Genomic DNA, 24,366 nt, shown 5'->3' on the forward strand with positions numbered 1-24,366 from the left:
GTTGCCTTTCGGATGCTCATCCCTTGCTGGCGCCTGCGGTGATGCCCGCTACAAAGTAGCGCTGCAGGAAGATGTAGGCGACGACGACTGGCAGGGAAGCCAGGATGACGCCGGCAAACAACAGGGGATAGTTGGTTTGGAATTCACCCTGGAAACTGAGCAGTGCCAATGGCAGTGTGCGGTTTCCGGGGGACTGGATGAACAGGAGCGGATACAGCAGTTCGTTCCAGTGGATGACGAACAGGAAGATGGCCGCGGCCGCAATGGATGGTGTCGAGAGCGGCAGGGCGATGGAGGCGTAGGTCTTCCACGGGCCGGTGCCATCGATCGAGGACGCTTCGTAGAGTTCCTTGGGCAGGGTGCGCATGAAGCCACCCAGGATGAACACGGCGATCGGCAGGGTTGAGACGACGTTGGCCAGGATCAGTCCCGTGAGGCTGTCCAGGAGTCCGAGCCGACCGAAGAGCACATACAGCGGGACCATATTGGCTTGGGCCGGGATGGCCATGCCCAGGACCAGGAATCCGAAGATGGCCCACGACACGAATCCCCTGAGCCGTGACACTGCATAACCGGCCAGGCTGGCGATGAACAGAGTGAGCGGAACGGATATCGCGGTGACGATCACGCTGTTCAAGAATGACGAGCCGAGGTCCTGGCCACCAATGACTTCGGCATAGTTGGACGGGGAGAGGGATTGCGGCAGGCTGAAGGGGCCTTCGAACAATTCCTGTGTTGATTTGAAGCTGCCAAACCCCACCACAGTCAGTGGGACGATGATGATCAGCGCGTAGATGCCGAGGATGGCGCGGCGGCTTATTGAGGCGAGCATGCTGTTATTCCCCCTTCGGGGTCAGCCGGAGCAAGCGACGCTGAAGCCAGGTGACCAGAGCGATCATCGCCATGAAGATGATCGATTGGGCGGCCGCATAGCCGAACTCCGAGTTGGCGAAGGTGCTGTAGATGCGTGTGGAGAGGATGTCCAGGGAGCTCTTGGGCGGATTGCCCGCGATGCCGAGGATCAGGTCGAACGCCTTGAACGATTGCACGGTGGTGTAAGCGACCACGATGGACGTTGCGGGTGCCACGAAGGGCCAGGTAATGGACTTGAACTGCTGCCACTTGTTTGCGCCATCCATCTCCGCGGCCTCGTAGAGTTCCCTCGGTATGGCCTGCAGGCCCGCAATGTAGACCACCATCATCTGCCCGGCGTGGAACCAGACCTGCGTCACAGCTACCCAGTACAAGGCCTGGTTGTTGTCGCCCAGGTATGAGCCTTGGAGTCCTTCCAGGCCCACTGCACCCAGGACCGAGTTGGCCAGGCCGAAGTTGGGATCGTAGATGAACTTCCAGATGAACGCCACGGAGACGGAGGACAGGATGGTAGGAAAGAAGAACAGGGCTCGAAGCACGATGCTGCCGCGGGAGTTCTTTGTCAGGAGCAGCGCCAGCAGAAGCGAGAATACTGTCTGGGCGATGACGACCAGGAGCACGAACTTCAGGTTGTTCGTCAGCGCGTTGGTAAACAACGAGTCCTTGGTGAACGCCCGGACGAAGTTGTCCACGCCCACGTAGTTGAACGCCGCCGAGAAGCCGTTCCAGTCAGTCACCGCGTACTGGAATGCCTGGAGGGTCGGCATCACCAGGAAGAAAGCGATGATGGCCACTGCCGGCAACGGAAACAGGTAGAGCGCAGGATTCACGCGCGTGGGGGACCGGCGCTTCTTCACCGGAGCCCCCGCTCTGCTGTCGGGTGCTTGCCGCTTGGCAGCCATTCCGGTGTGGGTGCTCATAGCCGTTCGTCCACGATCTTCTGTGCAGCTTCGGCCGCTTGCTGCGGGCTGGTGCCGGAGATGACGGCGGTGGCGCTGGCCTCCACCGCATTGCGGACATCCAGGTTCTGGAACTGGAACCGGGCGGCCAGCGCCGTCTTCTTGTCCAGCCACGGGCTCAGGCGCTTCAGGTCCGGGTTGGTGTAGTCAACATCCTTGACGGCAACGTGCTGGGCCGTCTCATTGGCGTAATACGCCGCGTTTTCGGGTTCGGACAGGAAATCGATCCAGGCTGCGGCTGCCGCCTGGTGCTTGCTGGCCGAGTTGACGCCGAGGATGAAGGTGGCGTTGTAGACGCCCTCGTATTTGCCGTTGCCGCCCTTGGAAGTGTTGGGGAAGACCAGTTCGATGGGGAACGACGCGCCCAGGTTTCGGACGGCGGCGAGGTGGTAGGACCCAGTGGCCAGCATGGCTGCCTTCCCCTGGGAAAAGAGGTTTTGCGCCGGTTCCACAGCAGTACCTGTGGCGTTGGCCTGCAGGAACGGGACCAGGTCCTTGTACTGGTTCAGCATGGTGATGAACCAGTCGTCCGTGCATTTGAGTTTGCCCTGTTCGATCTGGGCACACATGTCGTCCACGGGAGCGTTGTTGGCGATCATGCAGTTGAACAGCTGTCCGCCGTTACCGACGTCACCGCCGGGCCAGGAGATCGGCGTGACGCCGGAGGATGCGAGCTTCTCGCACATGGCAAGGAAGGCATCCCAATCCTTCGGGGCCAGATCGGCGCCGGCCTTATCGAAAAGGTCAGTGTTCGCCATGGGCATCGGGAAAACTACCTGATAGGGCAAACCCAGCTGGTTGTCCCCGGACTGCCCGGCCGACAGCAAGCCCTTTTGGTAGTTGCCGACCGCCTTGCTGTTCTTGAGCTCCGTATAGATGCCGGCCTCTGAGAAGTTGGCGAACTGCGCCCCGCGGAAGGTGGCGAATGCGTCACCGATTGCTGCGCCGCGGACCTTCTGCAGGCCCTGTGCGTTGTAGTCGTTGGAGGTCGAGATGTCCTGGACGACTTCCGCGCCGCTGTTCTTGGCAACGAAGCGCTTGATGAGCTCGTCGAACACTGCTTTGTCTTCGCCACGCCAGTGTGCGAATGAGACCTTGCCGGTGATGTCGCCGGTGGCCGGAGCTGAAGGGCCGGTGGCGCCACCCGGAGCTGTGGAACCGCCGGGGCCCGCGCATGCGGCGGCGGTGGCGGTGAGGCCGAGGGCACCGAGAACGGCCATGGCTTGCCTGCGTGAAATCTGACTCACAATATTCTCCTCGTTGAGTGTTTGCTGTGCCTGGTTGGTGTTTGGGGGGGACGTCGGTATCAGGCGTTGGTTCGCTGGGCGGTTACCACTTCATCGACGACGGCGCAGAGCCGCTGCAGCCTCTGGACGGCGTCGGTGGACAGGGATTCAATGACATCGGGTGAGCCAATGCACGAGGCCCAGACCGCCCGTCCGGCCAGGAATCCACTGGCGCCTTCAAGGCAGGCCCAGCGGACGGCCTCCGGGAAGACGTCTTCGGGGACGCCCGATGAGAGCACCACCCACGGGCCGTCGATGGCTTTGCTGAGTTCGGCGCAGGCTGCACGGACTTCGGCTTCGGAAGCCTGGCCCTTGAACGGGACCTCAGCCTTGTAAAGGTCTGCGCCCAAGCTGCCCAGTTCCTTGGCTGCGGCCAGGATGCCGGCGTTCCAGTCGAAATCGCCACCTGCCAGCGGTTTGCGGGAGACGGGTTCGATGATGCTGATCAGCCCGGCGGACTTGCAGCTGTCCACGAATTCACGGACCATTTCCACCCGTCCTTCGGCGGGCTGGTCCGGGCGGTAGAGGACCAGCAGTTTCAGCGCTTTCGCGCCCAGGGCAGCGTACTTCCCGGGGTCCACCAGCTTGTCGATGGTTACTTCGCCCACCAGCTCATCGTGTGCGGACTCGAAGTGGTCGGCGGAAGCGATGAGCCCGCAGCCGGGGTCCACCACCTTTGCTTCGATGGCCTGGTCCAGGGCGAACTGGCGGTCAATGAGGACGCCCGAGGCATAGGGGGTGAGGATTCGTGCGGCCGCAAGCTTGAAGTCCCGCAGGTCCTCGTCGGTCACGGGCTGGTCCGTGTGCTCGGCGAACATGTTGCGCATCGCCTCTCGCTGGTCAACGGCGAGCATGGCGAACGCGCCTGAGGGGCGTTGGAGGGCGGAAAGGTCGGTAGTGCTCATGGGCTGCTTCTTTCAGCTAGGGAGTTGAACTTAGGTAAGTACTGGGGTGATGGTTTGGCGGGGAATCATGGAGCGTCCGTCCAGTCCGGCGCAGGATGCGGACGCGGTGCGTCCTGCGAACGCAGCTGCTTCGGCGAGCGGAAGCCCTGCAGCGACAGCCGCGAGGATGGCTCCGTGGTAGACGTCGCCGGCGCCCAGAGTAGAGACGATGTCGGCGGGAGTTGCCGGCACGTGGAACGGCACGCCGCCCTTTTCAAGTCCCCAGGCGCCCTCGGAGCCGGCTGTCGCGACGACGGCGTTGGCGCCGTCGTCGACGGCTTTTTGCAGGAGGGCTTCCGGCGAAAGGTCGTCGCCGTATTCGGCCTGCAGCCGCTCGATCGTGGGCACATACAGTGCTACGCCTTGCGGGCTGAAGGAGGGGATGGGGTTCCCGGCGTCGACACTGATGCGCAGGCCCGGCATATGTGCGACGGCGCTCCAGCCCAAGTGATCGACGTGGACCCAGGAAGCTGTTCCCAGAAGTTCATGGAACCGGCTGCCCTCGGGAAAGCGGACAGGAGGAACAGGCCGCGTGACGATTGCCCGGCTTTCGGTGGCTTTGCTGACCACAATCACGCTGGCGCCCGTCCGGGCATCCGGATTCCGGATGACCGCAGAGGTGTCAACACCCTCGGCTTCCAGGCCACTGATGATGCGGTCGCCCTCTTCGTCGGCGCCAACAACTCCTGCGAAAGCTGCACTGGCTCCGGCGCGGGCCGCGGCGACGGCCGCTGTGGCCGCGGGTCCGCCACCTGCCGTAGCGAAGTCGCTGGCTACGGTCCGGCTGTCGGCTGCGGGGTAGTCCTGCACCAGGGCGATGGAGTCCAATGTGGCACACCCGACGAAAAGCAGGGTTTCGGATGACAGTTGGGGCACGTTCCACCTCGTTGTAGTTGGGCTGGTGTGAAAAAATATACACACGCTATGTGTGAAAAACAACACATTCTGTATAGTGATGTTTGGGATGCAACGCCCGCCCCCAACGAACTCAACGCAGAGAAAACGGAGCAGATCAATGTCATTGCCCTCTGGAGAAACAGCGCAGACCATCCGCTATGGCCTCATCGGTGCCGGCCACATGGCGCGCGAACACGTTCGAAACCTGGCTTTGATCCCGGGAAGTCTTATCACCGCGGTTGCGGACCCGACGCCGTCGTCCCTGGAAGAAACCGCGCGGGAAATCGGCTACGACGTACAGACCTTCTCCGCCCACAAGGACTTGTTGGCTTCAGGGCTGGTGGATGCGCTTGTGATCGCCAGTCCAAACGACACGCACCTGGAGATCCTGAAGGACATCTTCGCCAGCGGGACAAACCTGCCTGTGCTGGTGGAGAAGCCGGTGTGCACCAGTGCGGAGCAAGCGGACGAGCTTGAAGAACTTGCGGCCACCTACACGGCTCCAGTGTGGGTGGCGATGGAGTACCGCTACATGCCGCCGGTCCAGGAGATCATCCAGGCCGCGCACAGCGGCAAGCTTGGCAATATCCACATGCTCTCGATCGTCGAGCACCGCTTCCCGTTCCTGCACAAGGTGGATGCCTGGAACCGCTTCGCGGAGCGCACCGGAGGGACCCTGGTGGAAAAGTGCTGCCACTTCTTCGACCTCATGCGCTTGATCCTGCAGGACGAGCCCACCCGCATCTACGCCAGTGGCGGCCACGACGTCAATCACATGGATGAGGTCTATGACGGCCTGATCTCCGATATGGTGGACAATGCCTACGTCATTGTTGACTTCAAGGGTGGGCGCCGGGCCATGCTGGAGCTCTCCATGTTCGCCGAGGGCTCCAAGTTCCAGGAGCGGATCTCGATTGTGGGTGACGCTGCCAAGATCGAGACCCTTATTCCAGTCGCCGCCAATCACTGGATCGAAGGCGACGAAACGGAAGCCACCGTCGAATTCAGCCCCCGCTCCCCGCTGGGCCCGGAGAAGCATGAGGTCCCCGTGGACGAAGCGGTGCTGGCCGCGGGCGCGCATCACGGCTCCACCTATTACGAACACCTCGGATACCGCAAGGCCATCCTCGGTGAGGGGCCCGTTGATGTCACGGTGGCTGATGGCCTCCAGTCGGTGCGGATGGGCCTGGCCGCAGAGCAGTCCATCATTGAAGGACGCGCCGTAGAGCTCCACGCGCCGAGTGTTGCTGTGCAGAAGTAGCTAGGATTGTGTTGGAATTACAACACTCTGCCGCGCCGACCGTCGGTTTACGGGGCAGGAGAGGAGGAGCCATGAGCGTCACAAGGGAAGAGGCCGCGCTGACCCCACGTCAGCGGACCATTCTGGACGAGCTCGGGCGGCGGGGGTTCCTTTCCACCACCGACCTGGCGGGGACTTTCGACGTGTCGGATATGACCATCCGCCGCGATACGCGCGCACTCTCCAAGATGGGGCTGGTCAAGGTGGTCCACGGCGGCGTCAGTGCCGTCGAAGGGCACGGCCAGAACGCTGACTTCGCCGCCCGCGCCCGGGAGGATGCTGCCGCGAAACGGCGCGTGGCCCGGGCATGCGTGGATCTCATTGCCGAACGCGACGCGATCATCCTGGACGCGGGAACAACCACGTACCAGATCGCGCAGGAACTGCCCGCGACCTTCACGGGCACGATCATCACCCATTCGGCTCCCGCAATCCAGAGATGCCTGCAGCTGACGTCTGCCCGGACGATCTGCCTTGGGGGAGAGCTGCTCCTCGACAGCCAGGCCTTCAACGGTGCCATCACCGTCAGTGCCGCCGAGGGCCTGCATGCCAAAACAGCGTTCATTGGGGTCAGCGGGATCCATGACGAGGCTTTCTATATCGAACGGGACGTCGAACGTGCCACAAAGCTCGCCTTGATGGCGTCCGCGGAGCAGGTCGTGGTGGTTGCGACGCATCAGAAAATGCTCCGTTACGCCCTGGCGCGGCTGGCAGCGTTCGACGCCGTCGACATCCTGGTCACGGATGCGCCACCGCCTGCGGAGATCATGACTGCGTTGGAGGCAGCAGGAGTGAGGCTGATAGTAGCCGCGTGACGGCTGCCTATCGGGTTGCTTGCTGACATAACGAGCTGCGTTCCGTACGCTCCGAACACCGGGCCTGGTCCTGGTCCGGACTCGTTCCCGGTATGGGCTGTGCCCATGCGTTGATTTCCCACATCCACTGAATGTCGGAAAATAAACTTTCTCTGGTGGATTTCCACCATCAAGCGTTAAGATCGAAGCAGGCCCTCGCTCAGTGGCCGCTAACTTATTGAGGAGATGCACATGACGTGGCTGAACAGCGCCGCTCACGCACGTTGGCTCGAAACAGAAACAGACCGGCTCATCAACTTCGCTGCCGGTTGCAAGGTCTCCACCGGTTTCGGTTGGCTGGACAACTACGGCAAGGTTCAGGCCGACAAGCCGACCCACCTCTGGATCACGGCGCGCATGGTGCACAGTTTTGCCATCGCCGCGCTGATGGGGCGCCCGGGAGCCGGTTCGTTGGCGGACCACGGCATCGCCGCGCTCAATGGGGTCTTCCATGATGAGGAGTTTGGCGGCTGGTACGCCGAGGTGGATGAGAACGGTCCCGTAGATGACACCAAATCCGGCTACCAGCACTCGTTCGTCCTCCTGGCCGCCGCCAGCGCTGTTGCAGCCGGCCGCCCGGGAGCGCAGGAGCTCCTCGAAGAAGCCCTGCGGATTGCCGACTCGAAATTCTGGGATCACGAATCCAATATGTGCTTCGACTCCTGGAACCGCGACTTCACGGAAACCGAGGCATACCGGGGCGGAAACGCCAGCATGCACTCCGTTGAGGCCTACCTCATAGTTGCTGACGTGACCGGCGAAAACCGCTGGATCGAACGCGCCCTCCACATCGCCGAGGTGTTGATCCACCAGTTCGCACGCAGTAACAACTACCGCGTCTTTGAACACTTCGACCCGGAATGGAACCCGATTCCGGACTACAACACCGACGATCGGGCCAGCCAGTTCCGCGCCTACGGCGGAACCCCGGGCCACTGGGTCGAGTGGGCCCGTTTGCTCCTCCACCTCCGTGCCGGCCTGGAGGCACGCGGCCTCAGCGTTCCGGACTGGCTTCTGGACGATGCCAAAGGCCTGTTCGACGCCGCCATCCGCGACGCTTGGCAGCCCGATGGCAACCCCGGGTTCGTGTACTCCGTGGACTGGGAAGGCAAGCCGGTTGTCACCTCCCGCATTCGCTGGGTCCCCGTTGAAGCCATTGGGGGCGCGGCAGCACTCTACATGGCCACCGGAGACCAGACCTACGCGGGCTGGTACGAGCGGATCTGGGACCACGCCCGGGACTGGTTCATCGACTATGAGCACGGTTCCTGGAAGCAGGAATTGGACGAGCACGGCAACGTCGCCTCCACGGTCTGGTCCGGCAAGGCAGACGTATACCACTTGTGGCACTGCCTGGTGGTCCCGCGTCTTCCGCTGGCGCCGGGTTTGGCGCCGGCGCTGGCGGCAGGGCTGCTGGACTCGGACCTCCGTTTCGGCAAGGCGAATAGCTGACCCGTTTCCGGGAATCCAACGGGACCCGGCAAAGGCTGCTGCGTCAACCCCCGGCACCAGACATCACAGTGGGGAAGGCGGACCGGGGGATCTTTTTGACTTTCCCCTGCCAAGGGACCGTCCTGCGCAGCTGGGCCGGGATGCCAGGCACCGCCTGGCATCCCGGCCACTTTTCATGACCGGCCGCTCGACGTCTGGTCGCCGTCGTACTCCGCGGACTCAAGGGCCTCGCCCACCGCGACCCCGTCCACGGCGGCCGCGCCGTCCGGCAGCCGGGGGTTGTCCCGCTCCGCAGTACGGCGGGTCTTGAGCAGGCTCGCCAAGGTGGCGACGGCGATGGTGCTGCCGATGAAGAGCAGCGAGAATCCGATGGGGATCTCAGGTACCCAGAGGAGCGGCTTGCCACCGTTGATGAAGGGCAGCTCATTGACGTGCAGGGCGTGGAAGACGAGCTTCACGCCGATGAACGCAAGGATCACGGCAAGCCCCTGGGCGAGGTAGATCAAGCGTTCGAGCAACCCGCCGATGAGGAAGAACAGCTGCCGCAGGCCCATCAACGCGAAGGCGTTGGCTGTAAAGACGATGTACGCCTCGCTCGTCAGGCCGTAGATCGCGGGGATGGAATCGACGGCAAAAATGAGGTCTACGAAGCCGATGGCAATGATCGTCAGCAGCATCGGAGTGATGAAGCGCGTCCCGCCCTTCTTCACGGTGAGCCGGTCCCCGTGGTACTCGTTGGTCACGGGCAGGACACGGCGCACCAGGCCCATGAACTTGCCGTTGGCCCGGTTGGAGTCATGTCCGCCGAACGCCTGCCGGTAGGCCAGGACAAGCAAGAGCGCGCCGAAAATGTAGAAAATCCACGAGAAGTTCTCGATCAGTCCGGCGCCGATGGCGATGAACGCCCCCCGCAAAATCAAGGCAATGATGATCCCGATCATCAGCACTTTCTGCTGGTACATCTTCGGTACGGCGAAACCGGTCATCACGATGAGGAACACGAAGAGGTTGTCGATCGACAGGGCCTTCTCGGTGAGATAACCCGCGAAGTACTCGCCGCCGAACGTCCAGCCCGAGACGACGCCGATGCCGACACCGAACAGGACGGCCAGGATGATGTAGAACGCGGACCAACGTGCGGATTCGGCGATGCCCGGTTCGTGGGGTTTGCGCACATGGGCAAAAAACTCGTAGACGAAGAAGAGGATCGTCACGCCGATGGTGATAAGCCAGATCAGGGGTGTGACTTGCATGGGAGCTCCAAAGGGTAGGCGTCGGATACAGGCGCCAAGGTCTCCTCCGCCCGGATGGAACCGGGACCGATGACCCGGGATGCATTGCTGCATCCGTAATGACGGATCAATCGCTAATGGGAGTACTCCCCTTGATGGAAAAAATAGTAGCGCCCCGCAGCGTGCCCTCTCAACCCAGGGCATCCTGCGAGGCGCTGTGCCCGGCTTAGTGCACGTCCACAGGCGCTTCGTGTCCGGTGTGTTGGACCGCCGGGTTCCAGGTCATCCGCACAATGAAGTGGCCTTCGGCGGTTGACTTGGCGACGAGCGCTCCTGCGTCGCCGGCGAGCTTGATGCCGAATTCGATTTCCAGGGTTTCCGGAGCGAGCTCCTGCATCGAATCCAGTGCGGCCGTGGCGGCCGGACGAACGCTGGCGAGGGCGTCTTCCAGGCGCCGGCCGACATCCAGGATGCCTTGTTCGTTGCGCCCGGGGTGGTCCACTCCGAAGCTGCCGTCTTCAACCTCCACCAGCACTGTTCCGGCGCCAACTTCATATCTCAGTACGTCCGTCACGGCTACTCCTGTTGTGAATTAAAGCGGTGGCCCACAATGTCCCTCCCATGATCAGTTACGGCCTGCCGGTGCAACAGGGACAAAGGACCTATTAATCCGTAGAGCTGCCATCCTGGCTGGGAGGTACGACGACGGTCGGGCACGGAAGGTGGGTCAGTACACCATGGGTTGTGGAGCCAAGGACCAGGCGGGCGAAGCCGCCCCGGCCATGGCTGCCCATGACCAGCATCCGGGCACCAGAGGCAGCATCGGTGAGGGCACGGACCGGTTCCTTGCCGGGTTCGAGCACTTTGTGAACAACCAGGTCCGGGTAGGTGTTGCGGAGGCCCGCAACCGTTTCGGACAAGATGACGCGTTCCTGCTCATCCATCAGTTCCGCCAGCTCGGCCGGTGCCAGCCCCGCGTCGCTGACCGGGTCCGGAGCCTGATAGGCGTGGAGGACGGTGAGTTCCTCCCCTTCCCTGTCCGCCTCCGCGGCGGCGAACTCGACCGCACGCAGCGAAAGTTCGGAGCCGTCGGCGCCCACCACGATGCCGCTCCCGCCATCCGCGTCAGCAGTACCGACCACTGCGAGAGGAGCCGGTGTAACTCCTGCGATCTGCAGGGCCCTGTCGGTAAGGGTGCCGCCAAGATGCGGACTTCCGGAACCGACCACCACGAGCCCGACGTTCGGGCCGTAATGGCCCAGTGCGCCGGCGACGCTGCCGGTCAGCAGCTCGGTGGTGGCATCGATACCGAATTGCCCGCTCACCCGGGAGGCGGCCGACGCCAGCAGCTCCTCTCCGGCCTTCCGGAGCTGTTTGTTCCACGTAGCGGGGTTCAACGACCAGTGGTCGTCGGCCACATGGAGGATGACCAACGGCACATGGTGCTTGCGGGCCCGTGAAGCGGCCCACCCAAGGGCCGCTTCACTTTGTGGAGAATCCTTGACGGCCACAACGATTGGGTTGGTGGTGCTCATGGCGATGCTTCTTTCTTCTGTCCGGCCGCGTCCGGCCGCGTTAGGAATGCATGGACCTCACGAGGCAGGTGCCTGCCGACCCATAGTGTCCTGGGCTACAGGCCACACCACCCGCGTTTGCCACGTGGCGGGGTCCGGTTCCCTGACCGGATCGCTGAGGTAGAACTCCCACATGGTGTCTGAAGGCGTCTTGCCCTCTGCGCTCATTCGCTCAACGATGAGCGCGTAGGTTTTTTCGAGGGTGTCGTACGGGCCCCGATGGATGGCCTCGAAAGCTTCGGACTCAGGCAGTTTGCTGGCTGCCACGTCGCTGGTACCCGTGAAGCTGGGGGTGATCGGAAACCCGGCTTCCACATCAACGGTGTCCGTCGGCATGCCGTGATACATGGCAAAAGGCGGGCCAACAGGGCTTGCATGCTGGGCCTGCGCCGCTGCCATGACGGCACCGAAGGCCCGGCCGAAAAAGTCGGTAAGTCCGGTCATTGCCACGCGCTCGCGGACCACTGCAGTGTGCTGCTCCGGGGACGTGATGGGCCGGGGCTGGGGTTCGATGGTAGCCATAACACCAGAATCGCCTCACAGCCTGCCCGGCGGCAGGGCCAAAGGACCCTAAGCCACGGGTAGGGAGCCCCGGTGCCGTGGCGCTGGTGCTCACAACGCCTTGGCCAGGCTTCGCCGGAGCAGCCAGGTTCCCAGGACCAACAGACCCGCAGCCATCGCTGCCAGGACTCCCAGGTGCGGAAGGATGTCCAGCAAGGCCGCTTCGTGCCGCTGGACCTCAGCGATGGCATCGTAGGCCCAGCGGTGCGGAGTGAAGCGTGACACCGCAGCCATCGGTTCGGAAAAGAACTCAGGCGGCACCATGCAGCCGCCCAAGCCGGCCACCACCAGACCCAAACCAATGCCCACACCGGTTGCGGCGCCGTCGTGGTCCAGCATCGAGCCGACCACCATCGCAGCGGCCGCGGCCACAAGGCTGAAGACACCGACCACCAGCATCGCGAGCCACAGGTTCCCCCAGTCAACTCCGAACAGCAGGGCGGTACCCAGCAGGATATAGACGCCTTGGACCCCTGCGATGGCGAATCTGCCCAAGGCCAGTCCCGTCATGGTCCGGGCGGCGGTCACCGGCGCCGCCAAGGCGCGGGAGATCACGCCGTAGCGGCGCGCCTGGATCAGGGCGGCCGCACCTGTCAGGGAGCTGAGGAAGATGAACAGCAGCAGTTGTTGGGCGGCGCCCAGGTCGAACCGGCCCAGGCCCCGGAACTCCGAGGAGACGCCGTCGGATTCCATCACCTGCACCGTGGGTTCAACGGTGGAGGTCTTCGCACGCGCCAGGGCCGAGCGCGCGGCGTCCTCCGTCACGCCGCCGTCCATGAGGGCCCGTAATTGCAGTTGCGTCCTGCCCAGGTCCCGGACTGTTGCCCGCACAGCCTGCAAAGCGGTCTGCCCCGAAGCATCGGGCGCGGCGAGAACCTCCAGTTCCACCGGTCCGGCGTCGTCATAGGCTTTCGCGGCCTGCTCGCTGATGAAAAGTCCGACGTCGGTGCTACCGCGGCTTACGTCGCGGCGAACCGCGGACGCCGTGTCCGGGCGGACGGTGAGGCCCTCTGCCTTGAGCCGGTCCGTGAGGTCGCGGGCCAGGGGCGTGCCCTCGCCCCCTGCCACAGCCACTATTGGTCCCGCGGACCCCACCCCGAACTGGATTCCCAGCAGGAGGATCAGCATCAGGGGAAAAATGAAGACGAAGAAGATGTTGGACCGATCCCGGAAGAACCGGCGGAGTTCCACACCGGCAATGGCCAGCACGGGGTTCATTGCGCAGCGCTCCGATCGGGAATGAATCGGGAGAGGAGCGTACAGGCAGCGGCAAAGATCCACATGACGCCAAGGGGTCCCAGGACATCCCCGATTCCGCCGCCCCCGGCTGATATTCCCAGCCCGCGGATGAAGGCCCCCACTGGATTCAACTCCAGCACCGTTGCCAGGAACCCCGTGGATTGAAGGGGAAAGAAGGCGCCGCCTGCGATTCCCAGGACCATGGCAATAATCGACTGGGCTACGTTGGCTTGTTCAGCCGAACGCACCAGCCGCACCACGATGAAGGTCAGGCTGGTAGCCGCTGCTGCAGCCGACATGACCAGCAACCCCACCACTACCGGAGAACCGAAAGCCACCCCGAAGAACACCATGCCGCTGGTGAGCAGGACCGTGCTGGCGGCTGCTCCCAGCAGGAACCCGACCACGGCCTTGGACGCCGTGATGGTCCATGGAGGAACCGCAACGGACCTGATCCGGGCAAACGTTCCTTGTTCCTTTTCCACCAACAGCCCCACCACGCCAAAACCCACCGTGAACAGCAGGAACAACCCGGTTTGGCCGGCCACGAGCGAGGCGCGGAGGGGTAGTTGCTCAGTGGGTGCTGTGGCTTCCTTGAGCGCCATCAGCGGTAGGGCGGCCGCCGTCGACCGTGCGATGTCGCTTGCTGCGGCAGGGGAGAGGCCGGCGATCCGGCCTGCCGCTCCGGTGAGGGAGGCGGCATGGAGCTCCTTGACGATCTCTTTGACCACGGAGATGAGCACATCGGTTTCCAGTGAGGGGCTGGAGCCCCTTGTGAGCTGGAGGGTAGCGGCGCTTCCGGTTGTCAGTGACTCGGTGAAACCCTGCGGGATGACAATGCCGAGTGAACTCCCGCCGTCAAGGGTGGTCCGGGCGACGTCGCCGGGTGCCACCCGCTGAACGGAAACCTCCAAGGCAGGCGAGGAAACCAAGGATTCCAGGACCACATCGCCCAGCGGCCCTTCGTCCTCGACGCCGGCGATGACGGTCACAGGCTTGAGGGCCGGACCGTCGTCGCCCAAGCCCCCGAAAGCCAGGTTGAGCACGGTCATCAATGCCAAGGGCACCAAAAGGCCGAAGATCAGGACTGATTTGTCCCTGAGCCGTTGCTTGAGGTCGTTGGCCACCAGGGCCGTGAGTGCGTTCACGTCAATCCCTGAGTGCCTTCCCCGTGAGATGGAGGAAAACTGATTCGAGATCCGGCCTGGACACTTGGACGGACGTGACATGCATGCCGGCCGTTGCAGCTCCCGTCACGATCGAGGCGAGAATGCGGGGCCCGTCGGAAACCGTCAGGGTCAAGCCTGAGGTCCCCATCGGGCTTATCCGTTTGACGCCCAGTATCCCTCTGATGGCCTGGGCCGCTGCCGCCATATCCCCGGTGCCTTCCAGATCGATGCGGTCAGCTCCACCGGTCAGGGTGATGAGTTCGTCGCTGCTGCCTTCCGCCTGAACGCTGCCCTGGTCAAGGATGGCTATTCGGTCGCAGAGGCGTTGGGCCTCTTCCATGTAATGGGTGGTATACAGCACGGCAGTGCCTGCGGCGGACAGTCGATGCACGGCGTCCAGGATGGAATTGCGGGATTGCGGGTCGACGCCCACCGTCGGCTCATCCAGGATCAGCAAATGCGGACGGTGCAGCAGTCCGATCCCGATGTTCAGCCGCCGCTTCATGCCGCCCGAGAACTTCTTGGTTTGCTCCTTGGCCCGGTCGCTCAAGCCGAGAAGATCCAGGACTACGGTGACCCGGGCCTCCCGCTCCTTACCGCGCAGCCCTTGCAACCTGCCGAAGAAGTGCAGGTTCTCCCGGGCGCTGAGGTCCGGATAGATGGCAAGCTCCTGCGGTACCAGCCCGATGTTCCGCTTGGCCTGGATGCTTGAGGGGGACATGGCGGTGCCGGCAACGTCCACGCTGCCGCCGTCGGGAGGGAAAAGTCCGGCAACCATGGAAATAATGGTGGTCTTCCCGGCACCGTTCGGCCCCAGGAGGCCGAACGTCTCACCCGGGCGGATCTCAAACGATACGTCGTTGACCGCCGTGACGTCGCCGAATTTCTTGACCAGGTGGCTGACGGTCAGGACTCTGTCCGTGATGGTGGTGGTCGTTCCGCCAGTCACCATGGAACCTATTCCAGGCCTGCCCTGGTGGCCTCGTTGAGCGGAGTGTCGAACGAGTTGGTTGCGCTCAGGTCGAATCGCCGTCCGGTGATGGAGTCAGGAACTATCACGTACAGCAGTTCCTTGCCGACCCCCTGCCAGGGGAACATGCCCCGGCGGGCCTCGGTGAGGCCGGGGCTGGAGGGGCCGGCCTGCGTCGCCTGGCCCTTGATGACGACGCTCCAGGCAAGCCCGAACTCGGCACTCACCGCATCGGCTTCGAGGGCCACCACCGAGTCCGCCTCGATAGCCTGCTGTTTGGTTCCCATACCGGTACGGAACACCACGCTGCGGCCGTCCACCACGAAGCTCACCGGGAAGATATCCGGATGGCCGTTCGCGATGACAGAAAGCCGCCCGACGTTGGTCTCGGTGAGCAGCCGCCAGCAATCGTCGGGCTCCAGTATTTCCGGATCAGGCACTAGGTTCTTCTCGTTCATGCCGCGATCCTATGGGCGGTCCGGATTACCCGACAGGGCCCAAAGTCCCTTGGGCGCGCGGACCGGTGACTTTCTTGCCCGCGGTCAAGGGGCCGGGGAGCGGGGAGGCGACCTTGAGCATCAGCAACAGCAGGCCAAGCTCGGCAAGTCCTGCGCCGAAATAGACCGCCTGCAGCACACTGAACGGGATCAGCATCATTTGGACGAAGATCCAGACCAGGATCGAGTAGCCCGCTGCTGCCGTCAGCAGGCCCGCCAAGCGGTGGCGTCGCAGCATGGCCACGAAGCAGCAACATGCAGGCCACCGACAATGAGGGCCAGCAGGAGCCCGGGGACCACGAATGAGCTGAAGGGTGAACCATTGAGGTACTCAAGGGGCACCTGCGCTTCAACAGGCAACCCGAGTTTCTCGGGGCCCAGCCAGGAACCGAGCGCCATGGCAAGTCCTCCGGCCAGGGAGGTCAACGCCACGAAGCCCAGCACGATCAGAAGCAGTAAGGGGATCATTTGACTCTCCTAGAGTTGTTGCAGCCGGTCGAGGGTCACAAAGCCGTACCCGGCGGCGCGGATGCCGTCAATGACGTCAGCCAATGCGTCGGCGTCGAGGGTGCTTCCGTCGTCGGGATTCGAGCCGAGGTGCATGAGGATGATTCCGCCGGGTTGCAGGTTGCCCAGGACCCGCTCTGCAACCCCGCTCCGGGACATGCCGCCACTGGTGCCTTTCCACCCCAAGGTGTCCACGGTCCAGCGGACAGGGACGTAGCCCAAAGAATTGACCGCGTTGATGGTCCGCTCATCCCGGTCTCCGAACGGGAAGCGGAACAAAGGCCGGGGATCGCCTCCGGCAGCGGCTATCGCCGCTTCGGCATCCCGGATTTCCGCGGCGATGGCCGGCTCCGGGAGCCGGGTCATTGCGGGATGGGTCATGGAGTGGTTTCCCAACCGATGCCCGGACGCCACGATCCGTGCCACGCCGGATGGGTTGGACGCGGCCCAGGCCCCGGTCAGGAAGAACGTTCCGGCCACCTGCCTGTTGGCCAGCGTTGCCAGGATGCTGTCCAGCCCGGCGGCGTTCGCGCCGGCGTCGAATGTCAGGGCGATGTTGTTCCCGGCCCCCGGGATGATGGTCAGGTCCTGCCCCAGCAGCCCCGGCGGAACGGGTGGCGCGGCTGTTGCACCGGGAGTCGGGGGCGGCGCGGGGCTGGTCGCGGTCAGGCCGGGTTCCGGGGGGAGCGGCGTCGGGCCGCCGGTCGTTGCCGTGGGTTCCGTGACCGCGGTGGGTCCCGTATCGGCGGTGGGGGAGGGAGACGCGACGCCGGTGGTGCCGGGGGTCGGGGCCAGGGAACCGGAGGACGTGGTGGCCGACGGCGTCCCGCCGGGCCCCGCCACCAGGAGCGCGATCGTGACGGCGGCCGCCAGGAGGATCATAGTCGCTGCCAGCACGACGGCGACCTCCCGGCGTCGTGCCCTGCGTCCCTGCTCCGGGCGTGGTGACTCAGCCCCGGTCGCCGCCACCGTCAGGCCTTCCGGGCCGCCCGGCCGGCGGACCTTGGTGGCCGGCCGGGCGGGGGTCCATGTCCCGGGGGACCGCTGGATCGGGTTCGTCAGGTCCTTGGTCCAGGCGGAACGGCGGGTATTCGTCCCTCATGAGGGCGCCGTAAACCACGACGCGGTAAGACCAGCGGTTGATCCCCATGATGAAGGCGAAAAGGGGCCGCGGATAGCGTCCGGAGAAGAGCAGGATCACCAGGGCGATGAGCACCAGAAGGGCCAACAGGGACAGACCGCCGCCGCGTTCGGTCACCACCCCTGCCGGGCCGTCCTGGGTGCGCCAGGCCCACGTCGCACTACCGGTGACGGCTCCGATGACGAGCCAGTGCGGGATCAGCAGCAGCCACGATTTCACGAGGACCAGGCCACGCGAGAGCCGTTGCGGGTACTGGACGTCCAAGGTGGCTGGGTAGTCGGCCTGCTCGAGGGTGAAGGGCGGATACTTGTCCGTTCCTCCTGCCGCGTAGGCGTAGAACGCGACGCGCCACGTCCAACGCAGCACACCGACGTTGAAGTGGAAGAGCGACTGCGGGTACCGGCCGGTGAAGAGGATGGCGAACCACGCCACAACTGTTGTGACGGCGAAAGCGAACCACAGGAAGAACAACACGAAGAAGTGCGGAATGGCCAGCAGCCATTTGACGAGCCACAACCCGCGGGAGAGGCCGGCGTCCACATGGCCTGTCAGCCTGACGGGTTGGGCTTGGTCCCAGTTGGGTGCCGGCGGCGATCCACTGGGGGGCGGCGACCCACCTGGTGCCGGCGATTCACTACGTGCCGGGGCGGGGCCGCGTCCGGGAACCCCGACCGGTGGTGGCGCCCCGGGCGTCCCTCGCCGTCCCAGTCCCACCGCGCCGATGACCAGCAGTGGCAAGCCAACCACCAATGCCAATCCGCCGGCAACCAGCAGGCCGGTAGCCGCGGGCCTGATGAGCTCGGACCTGAAACCTGCCTGGAGGTCCGCTGAGACACCTTGGGCAGCGTCGGTGTTCATGACAACTACTGTCCACGTGCCGGGGGCTACCTTCCAGGTCAGTTCCTGCAGGCCTTGGCCCGACGCGGAAGCAACCCAGATGTCCTGGCTGCTTGCAGGGGCCGGGCTCGACAGTCCGGAAATATCCCGGTAAGCGGGCCGGAAAGGATTGAACTTCACTTCCTCCAACTCCGTGTAATGCACTCCGGAAAGGTAGCGGTCCACGTCTTCCTGGGGTGCGATCCCGATGAAGATGCTCTTTTCCGGGTCCGCGGCGGTCGCCCGTAACCGCAGGGTTCCGACGTCGAAGGGAAGCCTTTCAGGGGTTCCCTCACCGACCGCGTCCAGATGGGGCGAAACCAGTGCGAAGGACGGGACAGTGAAGCGCTCGGTTCGGGACGTAAAGTAGCCGCCGTCGCGCTGTGCCGCGCCCAGCCAGGCCGCCGCAGCTCCGGCGGAGGCAAGGGCGAAGCCGATGAGGGAGAGCACGATGCCAACCGACAGCATCACGATCGCGCCTGGCCGCTTCATGGCTGCAGCTCCTTCCGCTGAAAAACGAACACTGCCAACGCAATGGCCACCCCGGCCGCAATCAGCGTCGTCAACACTGGCCACACCGGTGCGGGATGGCTTTGGCCGGCGGCCACGCTCGCCGCGATGCCGGGCACACCGGCAGGGGAGAACCTGAGCAGGGGGTCCCACGCCCCACCCACCGCCAGCAAGGCATACAGTCCAAGGCCGGCTCCCGCTGCGCCGGCAGGGGCCGGAATGACCACCGAGAAGAACTCCATGAATGCCAGCAGCAGCAGTGCGAACAGGCAGAGCATGGAGGCCGGACCCCACAACTGCGCAGCTGGTGCCGTGCCAAAGACCATACCGGTGGTGATCCACGTGATGGTGGTCCCTGCAGCGAACACCGCTGCGATGAAAAGTGCATGGACAACGGCCTTGGCGGTGATGAAGGTGGCGCGCCGCACGGGCTTGGTCAGCACGAAGGCGGCCGTACCGTCGCGCACCTCGGTGGAGACGATCCCGCCGTACATGATGATGATGGCGAAGAGGACCAGTTGGGACAGGTTCTTGACCCATTGGTCGTAGGCATCGGCGAACGTCGCCGGCGGCAAAACAAGGGATTGTTGGCCAGGTGGCGTCAGGGACGCGAGGAGTTCGGGGGTGATCTTCGCCAGGGGTGGGCCACTCACCGCGAAGACAAGGATGATCGCGGGAAGAACCCAGATCCGCCACGTGTGGACGATCTCCTGTGTTTCTTTGGCGGCGAGGGCCGGGAAGGTTTTCACTGCGCTGGTTCTCCCGTCAGCTCAAGGAACACGTCTTCCAGGCTGAGCTCGGCGCTGTCCAGGCGGACCAGGCCAATGCCCGCGCTCGCCACGAGCGAAGGAATTCCACGTTGGGCAGCAACAGGGTCGGTGGCCCGGACCATGATTTCGCCGCCCGGCCCCGGCCGCACTGACAACGCCCAAGGGGCTTGGGCGATCCGGTGGGCCAACTGCTCCGCCCCGTCCGTGACTTCCACGGCGATGGTTTGTTGGCCGTGCCGGGCACGGAGTTCCTCCATGGTGGACTGGGACAGGACCTTCCCTTTGTCCAGGACAGCAACGTGGTCGCAAACCCGCTCGACGTCACTGAGGATGTGCGTGGAGAAAAAGACGGTGGTCCGGCCCCGCAAGGTCACAAGGAAATCGAGCAGTTCCTTCCTGCCCGCGGGGTCAAGCGCACTGGTGGGCTCGTCCAGCAGCAGCAGTTTTGGTGCGTTGATCAAAGCCTGCGCAACTCCGAGACGCTGGCGCATGCCGCGCGAGTACTTGCCGATGCGCTGTTTGCCCGCTTCGAGCCGGACGAGCTGCAACGTGTCGCGGATGCGCCCGCTGAGTCCGGCTCCGTCGAGGCCGGATAACCGGCCGGCCAGCCGAAGCGCCTGGGTGGACGTCATCCGGTCGTAGAACGCGGGAACGTCCGGAAGGTACCCGATATCCCGGCGCACGTCCGGGTCATCGGCGCGAAGTTCCCGGCCCAACAGGTGCACGGATCCGGCCGACGCCCGGGACAGCCCTGTGAGGATGCGCAGGAGCGTGGTCTTCCCCGCCCCATTGGGCCCGACGAGTCCGAAGATGGAACCCGGAGGGACATGGAGGTCGATGGCGTCCAGCGCCACGTGGCGGCCGAACGCTTTGCTCAACGCAGAGCACTCGACGGCGGCAGGAGGGTTCGCCAGGTCCGCAGACTCCTGCGAAGGCTGGGGAAGGATGTGTTGTGCTTCCATCTGAAGGGGCCTGCTTTGTTCCGACGCGATGCCTAAGGTGTGTGGACCACGACGACCGGGCAGTGGGCATGGGCTACCACCGCGGAACTGACCGAACCCAAAAGAAGCCCGCCGAAGCCACCGTGCCCCCGCCGTCCGACAACCAGGAGGGCGGCGTGCTTGCTGCCTTCCACCAGGGCCGCCCGGGGGGAGCCTTGGACCAGCCGCGTACTGACATTCTTGGGCAACTCCGGACCAAACACTTCCTTGAGGGTTTCTTTGACGTTTTCCTCTGCCGTGTGGGCAAATCCGTCAATTCCCATCGCAAGGTAGCCTTCGTAGCCCAAGGGAAGTTCCCAGCAACCCCACGCTTCGAGCGGGGCGTTAAGCGCGAGCGCCAGGCGTTGCCCTTCGCGAAGGGCCTGCTTGGACGCAGCGGAACCGTCGACGCCGACGATGATTTTGCTGGGATCAAGACGGCTGCTCATGATGTGCCCTTCCTGGACGCGAGGGCTTTCACCGAAGCCGCCAGTTCATGGCTCCAGGAGAAGGCCCGTTTGATTTCGCCCTCCAACAGCGGCCCTTCGGTGCCTTTGACGTAGAAGGGCATGGGCTGGGCCACGATCGTGGCCCCGGCTTTCTGCAGTCCGTGGGAGACCTTCTTGGCGGCATCGCCATGGATGAACAACTTGACCCTGGTGTCGAAGGCCGCAGCCAGCACGCCGGCCAGACCGTCCGCTCCGGCTGCGTCCAGGGCCTTGGTGACGGCTTCGGTAGGGCGCCAGCCGTTGATCGGACTGCCGACCACCAGCAGGTCCCCGACTGAGACGTCGCTGCTGCGGAATTGCGACACCGGGACGGTCCGGCTGTTCTCCAACCCCGCTGCTATTGCTTCTGCCACGGACTTTGTGTTCCCGTAGGCCGAGTCGTACATGATTACAGCTTTCATGGCATTTCCTCGTGGGTGTTAGGGAGGTTCTCCGCATTCTTCGGGGCACGTCGAAGAGGGCTGTCGTCCATGAGCAGTGTTGCCCAGTAGGTGCCGCCGCCCATCATCATGAAACCCAGCACCCCAAGCGGGGGACTGCCCAAAGGGAGGCTGGCCAACAGGATCCCCAGGCCGCCCAAGGCCACCAGCAAGCCTCGTTGGGTCCGCTTCCAGCGGTGTCCCCGGAGGTCCTGAAGGCTCATGAGGGTGGCAAGTCGTGGATCGTCTTCTTCCAGCCCACGGGCGATCTTGTCCAGTTCCTGTTTCTCGAAATGCGAAAGTTCCATGGTCGGCCTCCTGCTTGTGCCTCCAGCATGCTCGATGGGGGCACCACCAAAACAGGGCCGAAAGTCACCTCAGGCGGCGGGTACAAAGACCCTCCCGCATCGTGGCGGGCCAGCGCAGAATCCAATCATGGATTCAGCACCGAAGGCTGCCTTGGCCAAAACCCATGTCCTGTGGTTCGACGCTGCCGGTCTTGCCGACATTCCAAGGATCGGGGGGAAGAACGCCTCCCTTGGCGAGTTGACCCGGGCTTTGCAGGCTGCCGGCGTCCGGGTCCCCGAAGGTTTCGCAACGACGGCGGATGCGTACCGCCGGTTCCTGGCCGACAATGGCCTGGAGTCCTTGATTGCCGGTTGTATCAACGACTACCGCCTGCGGAAGACGTCGTTGAGGGAGGCCGGAAGCCGCATCCGGAATGCCATTCTGGGGGCAGAGTTCCCCCCTGAAACCGCTGCAGCCATCAGTGCCGGCTACGCTGAACTTTGCCGCCGTGGCGGCGGGCAGGACGTGGCCGTGGCAGTACGAAGCAGTGCGACGGCGGAGGATCTTCCCGATGCCAGTTTCGCCGGACAGCAGGAAACCTACCTGAACGTCTCGGGATCCGCAGCGGTCCTGGACGCCTGCAAGCGCTGCTTTGCTTCCCTCTTTACTGACCGGGCCATCAGCTACCGGGAAATCAAGGGGTTTGAGCATCTGGATGTCGCTTTGTCAGTGGGCGTCCAGCGTATGGTGCGCTCGGACCTGGGCGCATCCGGGGTGATGTTCTCCATCGACACTGAGTCGGGCTTTCCGCGTTGTGCTGTGATCAGCGCGGCCTGGGGACTCGGAGAGACCGTGGTCCAGGGAACCATCAACCCGGACAAGTACCAGGTCTTCAAGCCTTTGCTCGCCGATCCTGACCTTGTTCCGATCATCCAGCGGGAGGTCGGGACCAAGGAGCGCAAACTCATTTACGGCCAGGACGCGGACACCGGAACGCAAATGGTGGACACGAGCGAGGCGGAGCGGAAGGCGCTGGTCCTCAGCGATGCTGAAGTGCTCCTCCTGGCCCGCTGGGCTGTCGCTGTGGAAGAGCATTACGGGCGGCCGATGGACATGGAGTGGGCCAAGGACGGAATCACGGGCGAACTGTTCATGGTCCAGGCCCGGCCCGAGACCGTCCAGGCCCAACGCCCGCTGACGTCCTTCCGGATGTACAAACTCAAGGAAAGCGGAACTGTCCTGGCACGCGGCGCGGCCGTGGGAGATGCCATCACCACCGGTAAAGTGTCGCGGATCCTGGACGCCCGGGACCTTGAGGACTTCATCGACGGTTCCATCCTGGTGACCCGCGTGACGGATCCCGACTGGGTGCCCATCATGAAACGGGCTGCCGGCATTGTCACCGATCATGGCGGTCCCACCAGCCACGCGGCCATCGTCAGCAGGGAACTCGGCGTGCCGGCGGTGGTGGGTACGGGAAACGCAACCCTGACCCTGGAGCCGGGCGCCCCTGTGACCCTCTCCTGCGCCGAAGGTGAACAGGGCCGCGTCTACGAAGGGGCGTTGAAGTTCGACGTCGAGGAGGTAGACACCGGGACGCTGCCCGCCATTAGGACCCAACTCATGATCAACATGGCCAGCCCGGCAGCAGCGATGCGGTGGTGGCGGCTGCCGGCCGCCGGCGTCGGACTGGCCCGCATGGAATTCATCATCAACAACCTGATCCGCGTCCACCCGATGGCCCTGGTCCACCCGGAAAGGGTCACTGACGGTGCCGAAGCTGCAACCATCACGTCCCTGTGGGCGAACCACGCGGATCCCGAGGAGTACTTCGTTGACGTCCTGGCCACCGGGATCGCGAAGATTGCGGCCCCGTTCCACCCCAAGCCGGTGATTGTGAGACTCTCCGACTTCAAAAGCAACGAATACGGCCACCTCATTGGCGGGACGTTCTTTGAGCGTCCCGAGGAAAATCCCATGCTGGGCTTCCGCGGCGCGTCCCGCTATTACAGCGACGAATACCGGGAGGCCTTTGCTTTGGAATGCCGTGCGTTGAAACGGGTCCGGGAGAAGGCAGGCTTCAGGAACGTCATTGTGATGGTGCCGTTCTGCCGAACCGTCCAGGAAGCGCGCACCGTGCTGGAAGCCATGGCAAGCAACGGCTTGGTCCGTGGGCAGGACGGCCTGCAGGTCTACATGATGTGCGAGATACCCTCCAACGTGGTCCTCGCCGCCCGGTTCGCCACGTACTTCGACGGCTTCTCCATTGGATCCAACGACCTCACCCAGCTGGTCCTGGGCGTTGACAGGGATTCCGAGCAGCTCTCCGGACTCTTTGACGAACGGGACCCGGCCGTGACGGCCATGATCTCCCAAGCAATCCGGGAAGCCCACAAGGCGGGCATCAAGATCGGACTCTGCGGCCAAGGCCCCAGCAACCACCCGGACTTCGCTGAGTTCCTGGTGGGTGAAGGCATCGACTCGATCTCGCTCAACCCCGACACCTTCCTCCGCACTCTGCCATTGATCGCCGACGCCGAGTTCCGATGGCTGTAGCGG

Annotated in this window: 26 protein-coding genes; 4 read left to right on the forward strand and 22 right to left on the reverse strand. The window is 64.0% G+C overall.

What is annotated here, in order from left to right; translation table 11 throughout:
- Window positions 1-16: 16 nt before the first annotated feature.
- The 5 genes from QN084_RS20855 to QN084_RS20875 are packed head-to-tail and all read right to left on the reverse strand — an operon-like array spanning window position 17 to window position 4,938.
- Window positions 17-832: a carbohydrate ABC transporter permease gene (locus QN084_RS20855; protein ID WP_021472105.1), complete on the reverse strand. Its 816-nt coding sequence runs from the start codon at window positions 830-832 to the stop codon at window positions 17-19.
- A 4-nt stretch (window positions 833-836) separates the two neighbouring features.
- Window positions 837-1,793: a carbohydrate ABC transporter permease gene (locus QN084_RS20860; protein ID WP_021472106.1), complete on the reverse strand. Its 957-nt coding sequence runs from the start codon at window positions 1,791-1,793 to the stop codon at window positions 837-839.
- Entirely contained in the window at window positions 1,790-3,079 is a 1,290-nt protein-coding gene (locus QN084_RS20865; protein ID WP_168529814.1) for an ABC transporter substrate-binding protein, read from the reverse strand. The genes QN084_RS20860 and QN084_RS20865 overlap by 4 nt, the downstream gene beginning before the upstream one ends.
- Before the next feature lie 59 nt (window positions 3,080-3,138).
- The gene (locus tag QN084_RS20870; RefSeq protein ID WP_069696444.1) at window positions 3,139-4,023 is read right to left on the reverse strand and encodes an aldolase; all 885 of its coding nucleotides are present in this window, start codon (window positions 4,021-4,023) and stop codon (window positions 3,139-3,141) included.
- A gap of 30 nt (window positions 4,024-4,053) precedes the next feature.
- On the reverse strand, window positions 4,054-4,938 hold the full coding sequence (locus QN084_RS20875; RefSeq protein ID WP_069696445.1) for a carbohydrate kinase family protein: 885 nt from the start codon (window positions 4,936-4,938) through the stop codon (window positions 4,054-4,056).
- A 139-nt stretch (window positions 4,939-5,077) separates the two neighbouring features.
- Here QN084_RS20875 and QN084_RS20880 point away from each other — a divergent pair, with 139 nt between their 5' ends.
- The 3 genes from QN084_RS20880 to QN084_RS20890 all read left to right on the forward strand — a co-directional run bounded on the left by QN084_RS20880 (window position 5,078) and on the right by QN084_RS20890 (window position 8,565).
- Window positions 5,078-6,220, forward strand: a complete 1,143-nt coding sequence (locus QN084_RS20880; protein ID WP_069696446.1) for a Gfo/Idh/MocA family protein — start codon at window positions 5,078-5,080, stop codon at window positions 6,218-6,220.
- Window positions 6,221-6,291: 71 nt separating this feature from the next.
- The gene (locus QN084_RS20885; protein WP_021472111.1) at window positions 6,292-7,074 is read left to right on the forward strand and encodes a DeoR/GlpR family DNA-binding transcription regulator; all 783 of its coding nucleotides are present in this window, start codon (window positions 6,292-6,294) and stop codon (window positions 7,072-7,074) included.
- 231 nt (window positions 7,075-7,305) lie between these two features.
- Window positions 7,306-8,565, forward strand: a complete 1,260-nt coding sequence (locus tag QN084_RS20890) for an AGE family epimerase/isomerase (RefSeq protein WP_069696447.1) — start codon at window positions 7,306-7,308, stop codon at window positions 8,563-8,565.
- A gap of 173 nt (window positions 8,566-8,738) precedes the next feature.
- Here QN084_RS20890 and QN084_RS20895 read toward each other — a convergent pair whose 3' ends face one another.
- The 17 genes from QN084_RS20895 to QN084_RS20975 form a co-directional block, all read right to left on the reverse strand.
- Window positions 8,739-9,818 (reverse strand): TerC family protein, encoded by a 1,080-nt coding sequence (locus QN084_RS20895; RefSeq protein ID WP_083262077.1) that lies wholly within the window; start codon window positions 9,816-9,818, stop codon window positions 8,739-8,741.
- Window positions 9,819-10,023: 205 nt separating this feature from the next.
- A complete protein-coding gene (locus QN084_RS20900; protein ID WP_021472114.1) occupies window positions 10,024-10,371 on the reverse strand; it encodes a CU044_2847 family protein in 348 nt (115 codons plus the stop codon).
- 91 nt (window positions 10,372-10,462) lie between these two features.
- Complete coding sequence (locus QN084_RS20905) at window positions 10,463-11,332, reverse strand: universal stress protein (protein WP_069696448.1); 870 nt, start codon at window positions 11,330-11,332, stop codon at window positions 10,463-10,465.
- A 57-nt stretch (window positions 11,333-11,389) separates the two neighbouring features.
- Window positions 11,390-11,893, reverse strand: coding sequence for a GyrI-like domain-containing protein (locus tag QN084_RS20910; RefSeq protein ID WP_069696449.1), 504 nt, complete (start codon window positions 11,891-11,893; stop codon window positions 11,390-11,392).
- Between the two features lie 90 nt (window positions 11,894-11,983).
- Complete coding sequence (locus QN084_RS20915; RefSeq protein ID WP_069696450.1) at window positions 11,984-13,150, reverse strand: ABC transporter permease; 1,167 nt, start codon at window positions 13,148-13,150, stop codon at window positions 11,984-11,986.
- On the reverse strand, window positions 13,147-14,319 hold the full coding sequence (locus QN084_RS20920; RefSeq protein ID WP_242703084.1) for an ABC transporter permease: 1,173 nt from the start codon (window positions 14,317-14,319) through the stop codon (window positions 13,147-13,149). Before QN084_RS20920 ends, QN084_RS20915 begins: the two co-directional genes overlap by 4 nt.
- A 1-nt stretch (window position 14,320) precedes the next feature.
- A complete protein-coding gene (locus tag QN084_RS20925; RefSeq protein WP_021472119.1) occupies window positions 14,321-15,292 on the reverse strand; it encodes an ABC transporter ATP-binding protein in 972 nt (323 codons plus the stop codon).
- 5 nt (window positions 15,293-15,297) lie between these two features.
- Window positions 15,298-15,768 (reverse strand): pyridoxamine 5'-phosphate oxidase family protein, encoded by a 471-nt coding sequence (locus tag QN084_RS20930; protein WP_021472120.1) that lies wholly within the window; start codon window positions 15,766-15,768, stop codon window positions 15,298-15,300.
- Between the two features lie 25 nt (window positions 15,769-15,793).
- Window positions 15,794-16,045 carry a hypothetical protein gene (locus QN084_RS20935; protein WP_259362967.1) on the reverse strand — a complete coding sequence of 84 codons (252 nt, stop codon included), beginning with the start codon at window positions 16,043-16,045 and terminating at the stop codon, window positions 15,794-15,796.
- Window positions 16,012-16,275, reverse strand: a complete 264-nt coding sequence (locus QN084_RS20940; RefSeq protein ID WP_069696451.1) for a hypothetical protein — start codon at window positions 16,273-16,275, stop codon at window positions 16,012-16,014. Before QN084_RS20940 ends, QN084_RS20935 begins: the two co-directional genes overlap by 34 nt.
- Before the next feature lie 9 nt (window positions 16,276-16,284).
- Window positions 16,285-17,283 (reverse strand): polysaccharide deacetylase family protein, encoded by a 999-nt coding sequence (locus tag QN084_RS20945; protein WP_259362968.1) that lies wholly within the window; start codon window positions 17,281-17,283, stop codon window positions 16,285-16,287.
- The gene (locus tag QN084_RS20950; RefSeq protein ID WP_069696453.1) at window positions 17,264-18,823 is read right to left on the reverse strand and encodes a DUF4389 domain-containing protein; all 1,560 of its coding nucleotides are present in this window, start codon (window positions 18,821-18,823) and stop codon (window positions 17,264-17,266) included. The genes QN084_RS20945 and QN084_RS20950 overlap by 20 nt, the downstream gene beginning before the upstream one ends.
- Entirely contained in the window at window positions 18,820-19,590 is a 771-nt protein-coding gene (locus QN084_RS20955; RefSeq protein ID WP_062096687.1) for an ABC transporter permease, read from the reverse strand. Before QN084_RS20955 ends, QN084_RS20950 begins: the two co-directional genes overlap by 4 nt.
- A complete protein-coding gene (locus QN084_RS20960; protein WP_083262078.1) occupies window positions 19,587-20,573 on the reverse strand; it encodes an ABC transporter ATP-binding protein in 987 nt (328 codons plus the stop codon). Before QN084_RS20960 ends, QN084_RS20955 begins: the two co-directional genes overlap by 4 nt.
- A 32-nt stretch (window positions 20,574-20,605) precedes the next feature.
- Window positions 20,606-21,040, reverse strand: a complete 435-nt coding sequence (locus tag QN084_RS20965; RefSeq protein WP_062096692.1) for a universal stress protein — start codon at window positions 21,038-21,040, stop codon at window positions 20,606-20,608.
- Entirely contained in the window at window positions 21,037-21,501 is a 465-nt protein-coding gene (locus tag QN084_RS20970; protein WP_069696454.1) for a flavodoxin family protein, read from the reverse strand. Before QN084_RS20970 ends, QN084_RS20965 begins: the two co-directional genes overlap by 4 nt.
- Entirely contained in the window at window positions 21,498-21,827 is a 330-nt protein-coding gene (locus QN084_RS20975) for a DUF3040 domain-containing protein (RefSeq protein ID WP_069696455.1), read from the reverse strand. The genes QN084_RS20970 and QN084_RS20975 overlap by 4 nt, the downstream gene beginning before the upstream one ends.
- Before the next feature lie 127 nt (window positions 21,828-21,954).
- On the opposite strand from QN084_RS20975, the gene ppsA reads away from it, so the two are divergent.
- On the forward strand, window positions 21,955-24,363 hold the full coding sequence (gene ppsA, locus QN084_RS20980; RefSeq protein ID WP_069696456.1) for a phosphoenolpyruvate synthase: 2,409 nt from the start codon (window positions 21,955-21,957) through the stop codon (window positions 24,361-24,363).
- The last annotated feature ends 3 nt before the right edge of the window (window positions 24,364-24,366 follow it).

Source organism: Paenarthrobacter sp. R1 (assembly GCF_030264015.1).
Classification (GTDB): Bacteria; Actinomycetota; Actinomycetes; order Actinomycetales; family Micrococcaceae; genus Arthrobacter; species Arthrobacter ureafaciens.

What these genes read in the sequence shown, in the direction of transcription:
- QN084_RS20930 (WP_021472120.1), bottom strand. Translation starts at nt 15,768, where the DNA reads ATGAACGAGAAGAACCTAGTGCCTGATCCGGAAATACTGGAGCCCGAC.
- QN084_RS20915 (WP_069696450.1), bottom strand. Translation starts at nt 13,150, where the DNA reads ATGAACCCCGTGCTGGCCATTGCCGGTGTGGAACTCCGCCGGTTCTTC.
- QN084_RS20880 (WP_069696446.1), top strand. Translation starts at nt 5,078, where the DNA reads ATGTCATTGCCCTCTGGAGAAACAGCGCAGACCATCCGCTATGGCCTC.
- QN084_RS20975 (WP_069696455.1), bottom strand. Translation starts at nt 21,827, where the DNA reads ATGGAACTTTCGCATTTCGAGAAACAGGAACTGGACAAGATCGCCCGT.
- QN084_RS20950 (WP_069696453.1), bottom strand. Translation starts at nt 18,823, where the DNA reads ATGAAGCGGCCAGGCGCGATCGTGATGCTGTCGGTTGGCATCGTGCTC.
- QN084_RS20935 (WP_259362967.1), bottom strand. Translation starts at nt 16,045, where the DNA reads ATGCTGCGACGCCACCGCTTGGCGGGCCTGCTGACGGCAGCAGCGGGC.
- QN084_RS20940 (WP_069696451.1), bottom strand. Translation starts at nt 16,275, where the DNA reads ATGATCCCCTTACTGCTTCTGATCGTGCTGGGCTTCGTGGCGTTGACC.
- QN084_RS20970 (WP_069696454.1), bottom strand. Translation starts at nt 21,501, where the DNA reads ATGAAAGCTGTAATCATGTACGACTCGGCCTACGGGAACACAAAGTCC.
- QN084_RS20965 (WP_062096692.1), bottom strand. Translation starts at nt 21,040, where the DNA reads ATGAGCAGCCGTCTTGATCCCAGCAAAATCATCGTCGGCGTCGACGGT.
- QN084_RS20855 (WP_021472105.1), bottom strand. Translation starts at nt 832, where the DNA reads ATGCTCGCCTCAATAAGCCGCCGCGCCATCCTCGGCATCTACGCGCTG.
- QN084_RS20860 (WP_021472106.1), bottom strand. Translation starts at nt 1,793, where the DNA reads ATGAGCACCCACACCGGAATGGCTGCCAAGCGGCAAGCACCCGACAGC.
- QN084_RS20895 (WP_083262077.1), bottom strand. Translation starts at nt 9,818, where the DNA reads ATGCAAGTCACACCCCTGATCTGGCTTATCACCATCGGCGTGACGATC.
- QN084_RS20905 (WP_069696448.1), bottom strand. Translation starts at nt 11,332, where the DNA reads ATGAGCACCACCAACCCAATCGTTGTGGCCGTCAAGGATTCTCCACAA.
- QN084_RS20925 (WP_021472119.1), bottom strand. Translation starts at nt 15,292, where the DNA reads ATGGTGACTGGCGGAACGACCACCACCATCACGGACAGAGTCCTGACC.
- QN084_RS20960 (WP_083262078.1), bottom strand. Translation starts at nt 20,573, where the DNA reads ATGGAAGCACAACACATCCTTCCCCAGCCTTCGCAGGAGTCTGCGGAC.
- ppsA (WP_069696456.1), top strand. Translation starts at nt 21,955, where the DNA reads ATGGATTCAGCACCGAAGGCTGCCTTGGCCAAAACCCATGTCCTGTGG.
- QN084_RS20885 (WP_021472111.1), top strand. Translation starts at nt 6,292, where the DNA reads ATGAGCGTCACAAGGGAAGAGGCCGCGCTGACCCCACGTCAGCGGACC.
- QN084_RS20870 (WP_069696444.1), bottom strand. Translation starts at nt 4,023, where the DNA reads ATGAGCACTACCGACCTTTCCGCCCTCCAACGCCCCTCAGGCGCGTTC.
- QN084_RS20890 (WP_069696447.1), top strand. Translation starts at nt 7,306, where the DNA reads ATGACGTGGCTGAACAGCGCCGCTCACGCACGTTGGCTCGAAACAGAA.
- QN084_RS20910 (WP_069696449.1), bottom strand. Translation starts at nt 11,893, where the DNA reads ATGGCTACCATCGAACCCCAGCCCCGGCCCATCACGTCCCCGGAGCAG.